This window comes from Stenotrophomonas sp. 1337 (assembly GCF_031455455.1).
GTDB lineage: Bacteria > Pseudomonadota > Gammaproteobacteria > Xanthomonadales > Xanthomonadaceae > Stenotrophomonas > Stenotrophomonas indicatrix.
On sequence record NZ_JAVDSR010000014.1, the window covers coordinates 47,362 to 60,022 of the forward strand.

General features: G+C 66.3%; 9 protein-coding genes. 4 read left to right on the plus strand and 5 right to left on the minus strand.

Going from position 1 to position 12,661, the window contains the following annotated elements; all coding sequences use genetic code 11:
• Positions 1 to 9: 9 nt before the first annotated feature.
• The 3 genes from J2X70_RS17365 to J2X70_RS17375 all read right to left on the minus strand — a co-directional run bounded on the left by J2X70_RS17365 (position 10) and on the right by J2X70_RS17375 (position 4,775).
• Complete coding sequence (locus tag J2X70_RS17365) at positions 10 to 2,388, minus strand: TonB-dependent receptor (RefSeq protein WP_309911403.1); 2,379 nt, start codon at positions 2,386 to 2,388, stop codon at positions 10 to 12.
• Positions 2,389 to 2,505: 117 nt separating this feature from the next.
• Positions 2,506 to 3,432: a c-type cytochrome gene (locus J2X70_RS17370; protein ID WP_309911405.1), complete on the minus strand. Its 927-nt coding sequence runs from the start codon at positions 3,430 to 3,432 to the stop codon at positions 2,506 to 2,508.
• Positions 3,429 to 4,775 (minus strand): cytochrome c, encoded by a 1,347-nt coding sequence (locus J2X70_RS17375; protein ID WP_032976535.1) that lies wholly within the window; start codon positions 4,773 to 4,775, stop codon positions 3,429 to 3,431. The genes J2X70_RS17370 and J2X70_RS17375 overlap by 4 nt, the downstream gene beginning before the upstream one ends.
• 183 nt (positions 4,776 to 4,958) lie before the next feature.
• Between J2X70_RS17375 and J2X70_RS17380 the strand changes: the two genes are divergently transcribed.
• Positions 4,959 to 6,110: an alpha/beta fold hydrolase gene (locus J2X70_RS17380; protein ID WP_032976526.1), complete on the plus strand. Its 1,152-nt coding sequence runs from the start codon at positions 4,959 to 4,961 to the stop codon at positions 6,108 to 6,110.
• A 3-nt stretch (positions 6,111 to 6,113) separates the two neighbouring features.
• Here J2X70_RS17380 and J2X70_RS17385 read toward each other — a convergent pair whose 3' ends face one another.
• A complete protein-coding gene (locus J2X70_RS17385) occupies positions 6,114 to 7,253 on the minus strand; it encodes an MFS transporter (RefSeq protein ID WP_309911408.1) in 1,140 nt (379 codons plus the stop codon).
• A gap of 187 nt (positions 7,254 to 7,440) precedes the next feature.
• On the opposite strand from J2X70_RS17385, the gene J2X70_RS17390 reads away from it, so the two are divergent.
• Together J2X70_RS17390 and J2X70_RS17395 are read left to right on the plus strand one after the other, a co-directional pair.
• Positions 7,441 to 8,136, plus strand: coding sequence for an alpha/beta hydrolase (locus tag J2X70_RS17390; RefSeq protein ID WP_309911410.1), 696 nt, complete (start codon positions 7,441 to 7,443; stop codon positions 8,134 to 8,136).
• Positions 8,137 to 8,292: 156 nt separating this feature from the next.
• A complete protein-coding gene (locus J2X70_RS17395) occupies positions 8,293 to 10,488 on the plus strand; it encodes a TonB-dependent siderophore receptor (protein WP_309911412.1) in 2,196 nt (731 codons plus the stop codon).
• 54 nt (positions 10,489 to 10,542) lie between these two features.
• On the opposite strand, the gene J2X70_RS17400 is transcribed toward J2X70_RS17395, so the two are convergent.
• The gene (locus J2X70_RS17400) at positions 10,543 to 11,244 is read right to left on the minus strand and encodes a pirin family protein (protein WP_025878940.1); all 702 of its coding nucleotides are present in this window, start codon (positions 11,242 to 11,244) and stop codon (positions 10,543 to 10,545) included.
• Between the two features lie 140 nt (positions 11,245 to 11,384).
• On the opposite strand from J2X70_RS17400, the gene J2X70_RS17405 reads away from it, so the two are divergent.
• Positions 11,385 to 12,305 carry a LysR family transcriptional regulator gene (locus J2X70_RS17405; RefSeq protein WP_025878941.1) on the plus strand — a complete coding sequence of 307 codons (921 nt, stop codon included), beginning with the start codon at positions 11,385 to 11,387 and terminating at the stop codon, positions 12,303 to 12,305.
• The last annotated feature ends 356 nt before the right edge of the window (positions 12,306 to 12,661 follow it).

Here is a 12,661-nt window from a genome sequence, read left to right on the forward strand (position 1 = left end):
GGGTCACACTCACAAGTCCACGCGGAAGGAGATGCCGACGGTGCGCGGGGCGCCGATGAAGGCGTTGTCGCGGCCGTCCACCCCTGCAAGATAACGCTTGTCGGTCAGGTTGCTCACCACCAGGTTGGCGCCCATGCCCTTCAGGCGCGGCGACAGGCCCTGCAGGTCGAAGCCGATGTTGGCGTTGAACACGGTGGCCGAGGGCAGCTTGTTGACGTTGGCCGCATCCAGGTAGCGTTCGCCCAGGTAGCGACCGGACAGGCCGAAGTTCCAGTTCTCACCCTGCCAGTCGGCCGACACCACCAGGATCTGCTCCGGCTGGCCGATCACCTTGGCGCCATCGACGATGCCCAGCTGCGTGTCGCGCGCATCGTTGCCGCTGCCCAGGTACTTGGAACGGTTGTAGGTGTAGGCCGCATTGATGCGCCAGCCATTGTCCCAGCCGTAGCCGAAGGCCGCTTCCAGGCCGTTGCTCTCCACGCCGCCGAAGTTCTCGTAGACGCCATCGGTCTCGCCGAGGTAGTCGATGCCGCTGACCAGGCCGGCTGGCAGATACACGATGCGGTTGTCGAACTTGATGTTGTACAGGGTGACCGAGGCGGTCAGCGGCCAGCGGCTGATGCGCATGCCCAGTTCGATGTTGTCGGCGGTCTCCGGTTCGACGTTGCGGAAGCGCTGGGGATCGGTTTCACCCAGCACGCCGGACGGGATCGCGGCGAAGTTCTGCGAGTAGCCGGCGAACAGTTCCAAGCCCTCCACGCCCGGGGCCCAGGTGAAGCCGGTGGACAGCAGCGGATCGGACTTCGAGTCGGACTTCACATTCTCGGCGGCGCCGATCACGCGGTGGCGGGACTGGTCGACGAAGAACTGCTTTACGCCCAGGCGCGCGCTGAACGGGCCGAAGCGGGCCACGTCCTCGACGTAGTACATCTGCTCGTCGACCTTGTACTTGTCCTCGAACTGCACCCAGTAGGGCTGGTGGTCGAAGGCGATGTCCTGGCCGACGTTGAGCAGGCGGTGCCAATCGCGGCGCACGGAACGGTCCAGCTTCTCCACCCACAGCCCGCCGCGTACGGTGTTGTCGATGGCGCCGAAGGTCTGCCGCCATTCGACGTCGGCGGTCACGCCCACGCGATCGTTGTCGTAGTGGGAGTGGCGGTAGGACTGCGCGCCCTGCACGTTGCCGGCGTAGCAGTTGGGGTCGTACTCGGCGCTGAAGCCGAGTCGCGGCGTGCAGCTGGCCAGGCGCTGGGCGGAACTGCCGTCGGGGTTCACGAAGTAGATCTGGCCGCGGTTGCTGCCACCGTAGACCGTCCTGCCGCCGAGGTACTCCGATTGCGGGCGACCGGCACCGTCGTCGTTGACGTCGGCCAGGTACGGCGGCAGCCAGTCACCGCGACCCTGCATGCGGTGCCCGTAGGCGGCCATCGAGGCCTTGAAACCGTTGCCGCCATCGAAGGCTGCGCGCAGGTAGCCGAACGTGTTCTCGCGCAGTGCGCGCGAACCGGAACGGTAGTTCTGGTCCAGATACGGAATGCCGGTCAGGGTGCCGACCAAGCCGTCGCGGTCGGGGTTGGTGGCGAACCCTTTCGGCGAAACGCTGGTGTACTCCGGCTCGTCGGCATCGTTGTAGGACAGGTAGCCGGTCAGGGTCCAGCGGTCCAGCTCGGTGATGAACTTGCCGGCGATGTTGTCGTTGCTGGTGTGGCCGGTGCCGTCGATCCAGTCATGCACGCGCGCCGACGATGCGCTGATCCACGCGCGGGTGTGTCCTGCAAGCAGGCCGGTGTCGTAGCGCACGTAATACTTGCGCGCTTCATTGTCACCGGCACCCACCACCATGCGCAGTCGCTGTTCGTGCAGCGGGTCGCTGGTGAGGAAGTTCAGGGTGCCACCGAGTGCTTCGTTCGAGCGCGAGGAGATATCGGCCGTACCCTGGCTCACTTCCACCGTTTCCAGGTCGAGCGTGTCGATGTAGCGGTTGGCCAGCGAGCCGCCGCCATAACCGGAACCACCATTGGGCAGGCCATCGATGGTGGTGCCGATCTGCTGGGTGTCGCGGTTGGTGACAAAGCCGCGCATGCTGATCTGCGTGCCCCAGACCGACGAACCGGTGGCATCGGCTTCGCTGACGACCACGCCGGGCACTTCGTTGAGCGCGCCATTGACGCTGCTCAACACGGTCTGCCGGTTCAACGTTTCCTGGCGCACCGAGGTCTTGGCATAGCTGGTGGCCTGGCCGATCACCTGTACCTGGTCCAGGGTCCGCGCGTCGGCGCTTCGCGTATCGGCCACATCGCCCTGCGGTGCTTCAGCCAGGGCATCCAGTGCGGGAGCAATCAGCAGGGCAAGCAGCGAGATACGGGGAAAGCGCGCAATCGTTCGCATCGAAACCGGACCTTCAAGGGAGGAAAGTCCGGGAGTGTCGGCAGCGCCGATGACATGGCGGTGACGCGCAGATGCAGGGAGTGTGTTGTGTGACGGCCGGCAAGACCGGGGCATTGCTCAGTAGCGCGCGTCCTTGGGTTTCGGATCGCGCGGCCAGTCCTTGGCCTTGCCGGCGAAGTCCGGGCGCGGCTGGTTGATGAAGTAGCTGGCGATATCCACCGCGTCCTGGTCGGGCATCACCTGCTGGCCCAGTGGCGGTTCACGGGTCGTTGCCGGCGGCATGTTGTGCTTGACGAAGCCTGCGGCCTTGTACAGCCGCGCCATGCCGGCACCGATGTTGAAGCTGCGCTCGCCCCACAACGGCGGGAACGCGATATCGCCGCTGGCGTCGCGCCGGCCTTCGCCGTTGTCGCCGTGGCAGGCGGCGCACTGCGCGGCATACAGCGCCTGTCCACGTATCGGGTCCGGTGTCAGCGTGCTGTCGATCGGCCCTTCGCTGGGCGCGGCCACGCGCGTACCCTCCGGTACCGGGCGGCTCAGCCACGCCATGTATTCCAGCATCGCACGCATCTCCGGCGCGTCCTTGGCCAGCGGTTTGCCGTTCATCGAACGCTGCAGGCAACCGTTGATGCGCTCGGCCAGGCCGATTTCCCTGCCCGGTCGCGGCATGTAGCGCGGGTAGCTGCCGCCTCCGGTGTTCAGGTAGTGGTTGCCGAACGGTCGCTTGCCCTCGGCCATGTGGCACGAATTGCAGTTCAGATCATTGCCGACGTTGTCCGGCAGCAGGCGTGCGGTCTCGTTGAGCAGGCGACGGCCGAACATCACCGCGTCGGCGTTGCCGAGGCTGGCGATCTCCTCGGCACTGGGTACGTGGTACTGGCCCACCGCCTGGCCGTGGCTGTCGAGGATGTCCAAGGTCCTCGCGACTTCCGCGTCCAGGTCCGGGTACAGGTGCTGGTACAGCAGCGTGCCAGCACCGGCCAGCAGCACCACAACGACCGCGCTGGCGATCAACGCTGTCGAACGCTTCTTCGAACGCCTCATTGCGCCGTCTCCTGCGGGACCACATGCGCCGGCTTGTCACGCACCACCCGGCGCATGCGCGCTACGTCCAGTTCAGTGACCGCGCTGGCCTGGTTGCCCCAGCTGTTGCGGATGAAGGTGAGGATGTCGGCGAGCTGCGCATTGGGCAGCTGCTCGAAGCCCGGCATGGTGAATGCCATGCGGTCATGCGCGGTATGTGGCGTGCGCCCGCCGGTCAGGGTTACCTGCACCAGCGAGCTGGGATCATCGGCGAACACGATGGAGTTGCCCGCCAGGGCTGGGTAGACCCGTGGCATGCCGCGGCCATCTGCGCGATGGCAGGCCTGGCAGTGTTCGGCGTAGGCCAGCGAACCGGCCACCCGGTAGTCGCCGCCGCGCAGTGCGGCGGTCGTGGTGTCGGTGCCCGGCGTCCACTGCGCGCTGCGCCCTTCGCGGGCCGGCAGCTGCTTCAGGTACCGCGCCATCGCCAGCAGATCGGCGTCGGACAGGTACTGCGTGCTGTGCTCGACCACATCGGCCATGCCGCCAAAAGCTGCGGAGCGATCGGTGCGGCCGGTACGCAGGAACTCGACGATTTCGGCTTCGCTCCAGCTGGCCAGGCCGGTCTGTTCATTGCGCAGGTTCTTCGCGTACCAGCCTTCCAGCACCGAGCCGGACAGGAACTGGCGGCTGCCATCGTCGGCCATCGCCTTTTCCTGGAAGGCCAGCCCACGCGGGGTATGGCACGCGCCGCAATGGGCCAGGCCTTCAACCAGTTCGGCGCCGCGCTGCTGGCCGGCATCCAGGGTGGGATCAGGGCTGAAGCTGCGCGGGCGTGCGAACAACAGCTGCCACCAGGCAAGCGGCCAGCGCATGTTTGCCGGCCACGGAATCGTGCTGTCGGCGTTGTCCTGCCGGACCGGCTGCACCGCACCCATGAAGTAGGCATACAGCGCCTTGATCTCGGCATCGCTGGCGATCACGTACGAGGCGTAGGGCATGGCCGGATACAGCGGCTGGCCGTCATGGCGGATGCCACGCCGCACCGCGCGCTCGAAATCGGCGTAGTCGTATGCGCCGATGCCGGTCTCCGTGTCCGGTGTGATGTTGGTCGAGTACAGCGTGCCCATCGGGGTCTGCATGCCAAGGCCGCCGGCGAACGGCCTGCCGCCCGGTGCGGTATGGCAGGCGGCGCAGTCGGCAGCACGCGACAGGTACCGGCCCTGCTCGATCAGGGCCGGGTCGTGGATGTCGACCTCGGCCTGTTGCGGCGGGGCGAACCAGTACGGTGTACTGCGGGCGATGCCGTAAGCGGCGGCCAAGGTGGCGGCCAGGGCAATGGCGAGCTTGAACGGGGTGCGCATGCCGGCACTGTGGCCATTCGTGCGATGGCGTTCATTGATCCGGATCAATGCTTTGGCCGGTCGCGACATTGTGACAAGCTGAATCGATCCTGCGCTGTCATCAACCCGTCATCCAGCTGCGATAGATGGCGCCGGGCGTGGCCGCTAACCTGCCACGCTGTCGCACTTTTCCCCTGACTGCCCATGAAGCGCCTGCTGCTGCTTTTGCTGGCGTGCGCCGGCCTGTGGCTGGCTGCATGCTCTTCCTCGATGACGGCCTCGTCCACCTCGCTCAGCGACCGCCTGATCGCGCCCGGTGGCGTCTCGACCCTGCTTGATCAACCGCGTATCGCCGCAGCTGTGGCCGCGCTGCCGAACCGGCATGGCTTCGCCCCGGGCCGTGATGGCGTGCCGATCTTCTGGCGTGCTTTCGATCCGGGCGACTACGGTGCGCGCTACCACTACCTGCCGCAGCAGCACCAGAACGGCCTGCCGCTGGATACCGGGTTGAGCCTGTCCGTACCGCAGCCGTTCCGCGCGCAGGCGCCGCGCGGCACCGTAGTGCTGCTGCACGGCTGGATGATGAACGGTGATTCGATGCTGCCATGGTCGCTGCAGCTGGCCGAGTCGGGCTACCGCGTGATCACCCTGGACCTGCGCAACCATGGCCAGTCCGGCGCCGGTCCCTCCGGCTACGGCACCTACGAGTCGGACGATGTTGTGGATGTCATCGCCGAACTGCGCGCGCGCGGCGAAGTGACCGGCCCGCTGTACCTGTTCGGTGTTTCCTACGGCGCTGCCACCGCATTGTTCACCGCCGACAAGCTGGGCGACCAGGTCGCCGGCGTGGTGGCGATGGAATCGTTCGCCAATGCCGGGGTTGCGATCCGCACCATGATTCCGCATCTGATGGCCCTGCAGCCGGAAGGGTTGAAGGCACAGGCCATCGCTTCGTATGCACGCTGGCGCTACGGCAGCCAGGACATCAACCAGGTGGTGGCCGCCGCCAGCCGCCGCATCGACGTGGATCTGGACAAGGTGGATGTTGCCCGCGCGCTGGCCGATACCCGCGCCTGCGTGCTGCTGCTGCACGGGCAGGGCGACCAGCACATTCCGGTCAGCCAAGGCCGCGCGTTGGCGCAGGCCAATCCGCGTGCGCACTACATCGAGATGCGCGGCGAAGATCACATCACCCTGCCGCTGCGGCTGGACCTGCTGGCCGGAGTGGTCGATGACTGGATGGCGCGCGACGAGCACCATCCGAAAGCCGCGTGTCCGGCACCGCAGTTGCCGGCCCAGGCCGAATGGCTGGTGCATGGCGTCGACACACCCGCAAAAACCCCAGCACGCGGCTGAGCTTCAGGGCAGGCGGCGGGCCAGCGAACGTGCAGATGCCGCTACACCCAGCAGCATCGCTGCCACGCACAGGAAGGCAAAGCCCAGGCTGGTGGCATGGGCGAGCGCGCCGATCGCTGCGGGGCCTGCAAGAATGCCGGCATAGCCCAGCGTGGTGACTGCGGTGATCGCAATGCTCTCCGGCATCGCGCGCTGCTGGCCGGCCATCGAGAACAGGGCGGGCACGATGTTGGCGCAGCCCAGGCCCACCAGCACGTAGCCAACCAGCGCCATGGCGAAGGAGGGCACCAGCGTGGCCAGCGCGAAACCGGCCGCAGCGGTGATGCCGCCGATGACGATGGTACGGGTGCGGCCAAGGCGCTCGACGATGCCATCGCCGAACAGGCGCATCGCCGTCATCGCCAGCGTGAACACGGCAAAACCGGCGCCGGCCTGGTCGCGCGGCACGTGGCGTATTTCGGCCAGGAACACCGCGCTCCAGTCCAGCATCGAACCCTCGGCCAGGAACACCACGAAGGCGAGCACGCTGATGAACAGCACCACGCCGTGCGGCAGGGCCAGCATTGGGCCGTCATGCAGAATGCGCTGCGGGCGCCAGTGCGGTGCCGACAACAGGGCCACCAGCAGCATCGCCGCCACGGCAACCAATGACGCCAGCCACAGGGGCGTGCCTAGAACCAGCAGGCCGGTCATGCAGCCGGCGCCGATGAAGCCGCCGATGCTGTAGAACGCGTGGAAGCCGGACATCATCGGCCGCCCTGCATTGCGCTCGACGGCCACCGCCTGCATGTTCATCGTGCAGTCCATCGCCCCCACGCCCGCACCGAACACGAACAGCGTTGCTCCCAGTGCCAGCGGCGTGGGGGCGAGCGTCAGCAGTGGCAGGGCGAGCAGGATCAAGGCCGTGGTCGCGATCATCAAGCGGCGCGAGCCCAGGCGCGCGGTCAACGCACCGGCCAGTGGCATCGCCAGCAGCGAGCCGAGGCCAAGGCACAGCAGCAGCCCGCCCAGGCTGGCATCGGACAACCCGGCCTTGGCCTTGGCGAAGGGCACCATCGGTGCCCAGGCAGCGGTGGCAAAGCCGGGAATGAAGAACGCAGCGCGGGTCGCGTGCTGCTGGGCGCGGGGAGAAGAGGGCGTCATGCGCGAGGAAGGCTCCAGAAGATCCTCTTCATGAAAACGTTTTCAGAAGCCATCGGCAAGTGCCATGGATGACATCGGGCGACGCATACGAATGCAGTGGTCCGGATGCGTCACCGTTGATTAACGCCATCAGTGGAGAGTAGCCCGACGGTCGGCATTCCGCCCGGCCGCCGCCGGAGATCAGCGCATGAGCACCACACCGACCATCCTCCTCGTCCATGGGTTCTGGGGCGGGGCCGCACACTGGGGCAAGGTCATCCTGGAGCTGCACCGCAAGGGCCACGACCAGGTGAAGGCGGTCGAACTGCCGCTGACCTCGCTGGTCAACGACGCCGAGCGGACGCGCAGGATGATCCGCCAGATCGATGGCCCGGTCGTACTGGTCGGGCACTCCTACGGAGGCGCGGTGATCACCGAAGCCGGCAACCAGCCGAATGTGCAGGCGCTGGTCTACATCGCCGCATTCGCGCCGGACAGTGGTGAGAGCCCCGGTGGCATCACCCAGCAGCACCTGCCCGAAGCAGCACCGAACCTCGCCCCGGACAGCGATGGCTATCTGTGGCTGCGTGCCGACAAGTTCCATGAGAGCTTCTGCCAGGACCTCAGTGCCGACGAAGGCTGGGTGATGGCGGTGACCCAGAAGGCGCCGCTGGCCAGCACCTTCGGCGATGCGATCAGCGATCCGGCGTGGAAGCACAAGCCGAGCTGGTACCAGCTTTCCAGCCAGGACCGGATGATCGCGCCACAGAACCAGAAGGCCATGGCCGAACGCATGCAGCCCAAGCGCCTGCTGCAGCTGGAGGCAAGCCATGCCTCGCTGTCCTCGCGTCCCTCCGAAGTGGCAGCACTGATCCTGGAGGCCGTGGCTGCCGTCGACGGCTGACCATCGCCACGGAGCAGCGCCTGGTCAGGCCCGGGCACCACCCACGACAGCGGGGGCGCAGGAGAGTAAACTCCTGCGCCGGCCGCCCTTGGCCGCATTTCCCCCTTCCCCTCGAGCCGCCGCCAGAGGATCCCACCCCTTCGTGGAGGTCCCGTCGTGTCGTCTGTGCCTGTCCGTTTTTCCGTGCTGTCCCTGCGTCGTCGCCCGTTGGCGAATGCCCTTGCCCAGGGTCTTCTGCTGACCTCGTTGGCCGCTGCCGGCACCACCTCGGCGCAATCCGCGCCGGTTGAAGAAGAGGGCAGGACGCCCTCGCAGACGCTGCAGACCGTACAGGTCACCGCCAACCAGCTGGGCACCATCACCGAAGGCAGCGGTGCCTACACGCCGGGCACCATCGCCACCGCCACCCGCCTGGTACTGACCCCGCGGCAGACCCCGCAGACCATCAGCGTGATCACCCGTGCGCAGATGGACGACTTCGGTCTGGATGGCATCGATGACGTGATGCGGGTGACCCCGGGCATCAGCATCGTCACCTACGACAGTGAGCGCACCGAGTACTACGCACGTGGTTTTGCCGTGCAGAACTTCCAGTACGACGGCATTCCGATGTCACGCGACTCGGCGTACTCGGCTGGCAATACGCTCAGCGATACCGCGATCTACGACCGCATCGAAGTGCTCAAGGGCGCCACCGGCCTGCTGACCGGCATGGGCGACCCCGGCGCGACCATCAACCTGGTGCGCAAGAAGCCGGGCAAGGAATTTGCTGGCAGTGCGACGCTGGGCGTCGGCCGCTGGGACGATTACCGTGCAGAAGTCGATGTCGGCGGCCCGCTGACTGCCGATGGCCGCGTGCGTGGGCGTGCGGTAGGTGCCTGGCAGGACAAGCATTCCAATCTGGATTTCTACCAGCGCACCAGCAAGGTCGGCTATGCCGTGCTGGAAGCCGATCTGGGCGAACGCACGCTGCTGACAGTCGGTGGCGACGTGCTGGAGAGCGATCCCAAGGGCTCGACCTGGGGCGGTATTCCGCTGCTGGACAGCCAGGGCAATTTCAACGACATGCCGCGCTCGTTCAACAACGGCACCCACTGGAGCGGTTGGCGCCAGTACGTGCGCACCGGCTTTGCCACGCTGGAACATACGTTCGACAACGACTGGGTAGCCAAGCTGCAGCTCAACCATCAGGTCAACGGCTACGATGCGGCACTGGCCGGTGCCGCCGGTGGCAATCTCGATCCGGTCACCGGCGAAGGCGTCTCGTTGTGGCTGGGCAAGTACGTCGGCAAGACGGTCAGCAACGCGGCCGACTTCTATCTGAGCGGCAATTTCGGCCTGTTCGGTCGCCAACATGAACTGGTGGTCGGCGGCAGTGCCTCGCGCAAGCGCTGGACCAACACCGGCTATTCGCCGCAGCCCGGGTACCCGACCGCCGTTGCCGACTACAACAGCTGGAAGGGCGACATCCCGGAGCCGGAATGGCAGCGCGGTTATGGCAACAATGAGGTGACCCGCGAGAACGGCCTGTACGTGGTCGGTCGCTTCGACGTGGCCGACCCGTTGAAGGTGATCGTCGGCAGCCGCCTGGCCAGCTACCGTTCGCCGCAGACGCGCGAGACCGGCGTGTTCGTGCCTTATGCCGGCGTGGTCTACGACCTTGGCCAGCACTATTCGGTGTACGCCAGCTACAGCACCATCTTCAAGCCGCACAGCGAACGCGATGAACAGGGCAAGGCACTGGATCCGCTGGAAGGCCGCAGCTATGAAATGGGCCTGAAGGCGGAGTTCCTCGACGGCCGCTTCAATGCCAGCGCGGCACTGTTCCAGCTCGACCAGGACAATTTCGCCCAGCCTACAGGCGGCAAAACGCCCAACGGAGAAGACGCCTATCGCGCACTGATGGGCGTACGCACCAAGGGCTACGAACTGGAGATGTCCGGGCAGTTGGCCGAGGGCTGGCAGGTGCAGGGTGGCTTTGCGCACAAGATCGCCCGCCAGGCCGGCAGCAAGGTGACCACGCTGGAGCCGGAAAACCAGTTCAGCCTGCACACCAGCTACCGCCTGCGCGGCGACTGGCAGGGCCTGACCGTCGGTGGCGGTGCGCGCTGGCAGGACTCCACGTTCGGCGACATCACCAACCCGGCCAGTGGCACGTCGGTGGTTCATCGCACCCAGCCGTACTGGCTGCTGGATGCCATGGCCAGGTACCAGTTCAACGATCGCCTGTCGGCCACGGTCAACGTCAACAACCTGCTGGACAAGCGCTATTACACGATCTTCAGCTGGTACAGCACCTACACTTGGGGCGAGCCGCGCAACGTGCGGCTGGCAGTGACGTACAGGTTCTGATCGCGTTGCAACAGGACATGCCCGCGATGCCGGATGGCATCGCGGGCATGCTGGTTACAGCTTCAGGTCGAACACCAGAACTTCGGCGTCGTTGCCGTTTTCCAGGGTCAGCTGTGCCTCGTCGCTGACCTGCAGTGCGTCACCCGCTTCCAGGGTGATGCCGTTGACCTGCAGCTGGCCACGCGCCACCTGCACATACGCGCCGCGGCCGGCAGCCAGGGCATGGTGCAGCTTCTGCTCGCCATCGAGGATGGTGGCGAAGATGCGCGCATCCTGATGGATGTGCAGCGAACCATCGGCGCCATCCGGCGAGGCGATCAGGCGCAGCTGGCCGCGCTTGCTCTCCGGCGTGAAGTGGGTCTCCTCATACGACGGCGCGATGTTCTCGGCCTCCGGGAAGATCCAGATCTGCAGGAAATGCACCGGATCGCTGGCCGAATGATTGAACTCGCTGTGGCTGACGCCGCTGCCTGCGCTCATGCGCTGCACGTCGCCGTAGCGCAGCACCGAACCGGTGCCCATCGAGTCCTTGTGTTCCAGCGCGCCGCCAAGCACGTAGGAGACGATCTCCATGTTGCTGTGGCTGTGGGTGCCGAAACCCTGGCCACCGATCACCTTGTCTTCGTTGATGACCCGCAGCGGGCCGAAGCTCACATAGCGGGGGTCGTAGTAGCTGGCGAACGAGAAGGTATGGCGCGAGGACAGCCAGCCATGCTCGGCCAGGCCACGGGTAGCGCTCTTGCGGATCTGCAGCATGATGGAATCTCCTTGTTCGATGGTTTCGATGAGGCGGGGTGGGCGGGTAGCCGCTGTGTTTCCCCGTTGAAGAGAAGTATCCGCTTGCACCTTGGGTTTGAAAAACGGATAGTTTTGACAGCCATCATCGAAAATTTCGAATGCTCAAGCTCAGCCTCGATGCCCTGCAGATCCTGGACGCGATCGACCGCCGAGGCTCCTTTGCCGGCGCCGGCAAGGCCCTGCACAAGGTGCCTTCGACCATTTCCTACACCGTGGCCAAGCTGGAAGAGGATCTGGGGGTGCAGCTGTTCGACCGGATCGGCCCGCGGGCGGAGCCGACAGAGGCCGGGCGCGCGCTGCTGGAGGAGGGCAGGCACCTGCTGCGTGCGGCCCGGGAGCTCGAGCTGCGGGTGCGGCGGGTCGCCTCGGGCTGGGAGGCGGAATTGACCCTGGCGGTGGATTCGGTATTTCCGACCTGGCTGCTGGGGCCGGATATCGCCGCGTTCCGCGAGGTGGCGGCGCCCACCCGGCTGCGCCTGTTTGGCGAAGCACTGTCCGGTACCTGGGAAGCGCTGCTGGACCGGCGCGCCGACCTGTTGGTCGCGGCTCCCGGTGAGGGTCCCAGTGGCGGGGGCTACGTGGTCGAGCCGCTGGGCAGCGTTGATTTTGTGTTTGCGGTGGCGCCCGGGCACCCGCTGGCGTCCGTACCGGGTGTGCTGGGCCGCGAGCAGTTGGCGCCGTATTGCGCGATCGCCGTGTCCGACTCTGCGCGGCGGCTGCTGCCACGAACGGTGGGCCTGTTGATGGGTCAGGAGACGTTGACCGTGCCGGACATGGCCAGCAAGTTGAAGCTGCAGTGCCAGGGGCTGGGATTCGGCTTCCTGCCCGAGCCCTGCGCGCGCGCGGCGGTGGCGCGCGGCCAGCTGGTGATCCGCGAGGTCGAGGAGCACAAGCCGGAAGAGACCTTCTGGCTAGCCTGGCGCACCGGTGAAGATGGCGCGGCCCTGCGCTGGTGGCGCGAGCGCCTGCGGCGGCCGGAGCTGCTGGCGCAATGGTGGCAGGCGATGGCAGAGGGGTAGGGTTCGGCAGGGCTGCGCCCTGCACCTGCAGTAGTGCCGGGCGCTGGCCGGCAACCTCAACAGCAACAGCAACAGCAACAGCAGAAGCTGGTTTCCTGTGGGGAGGCGGGGTGGGTCCGGTTGCGGGAGACGCCGTAAACCCGTCCATGGGGGCTTGGCCGCGGCATCCATGCCGCGGACACTCCCGCAACCGGACCCACCCCGCCTTCGACAGATTTTCGCGATCTGCCGGAATGGCTTGGCCTGCTCTTGGTGGGTGTCGACCTTGGTCGACACGTAGATCCACGCCAGGCATGGATGTCCTTCGTTCAACTGTCGAAATATTCGAATTCAATGGAGTCATCCACGCACGGCGT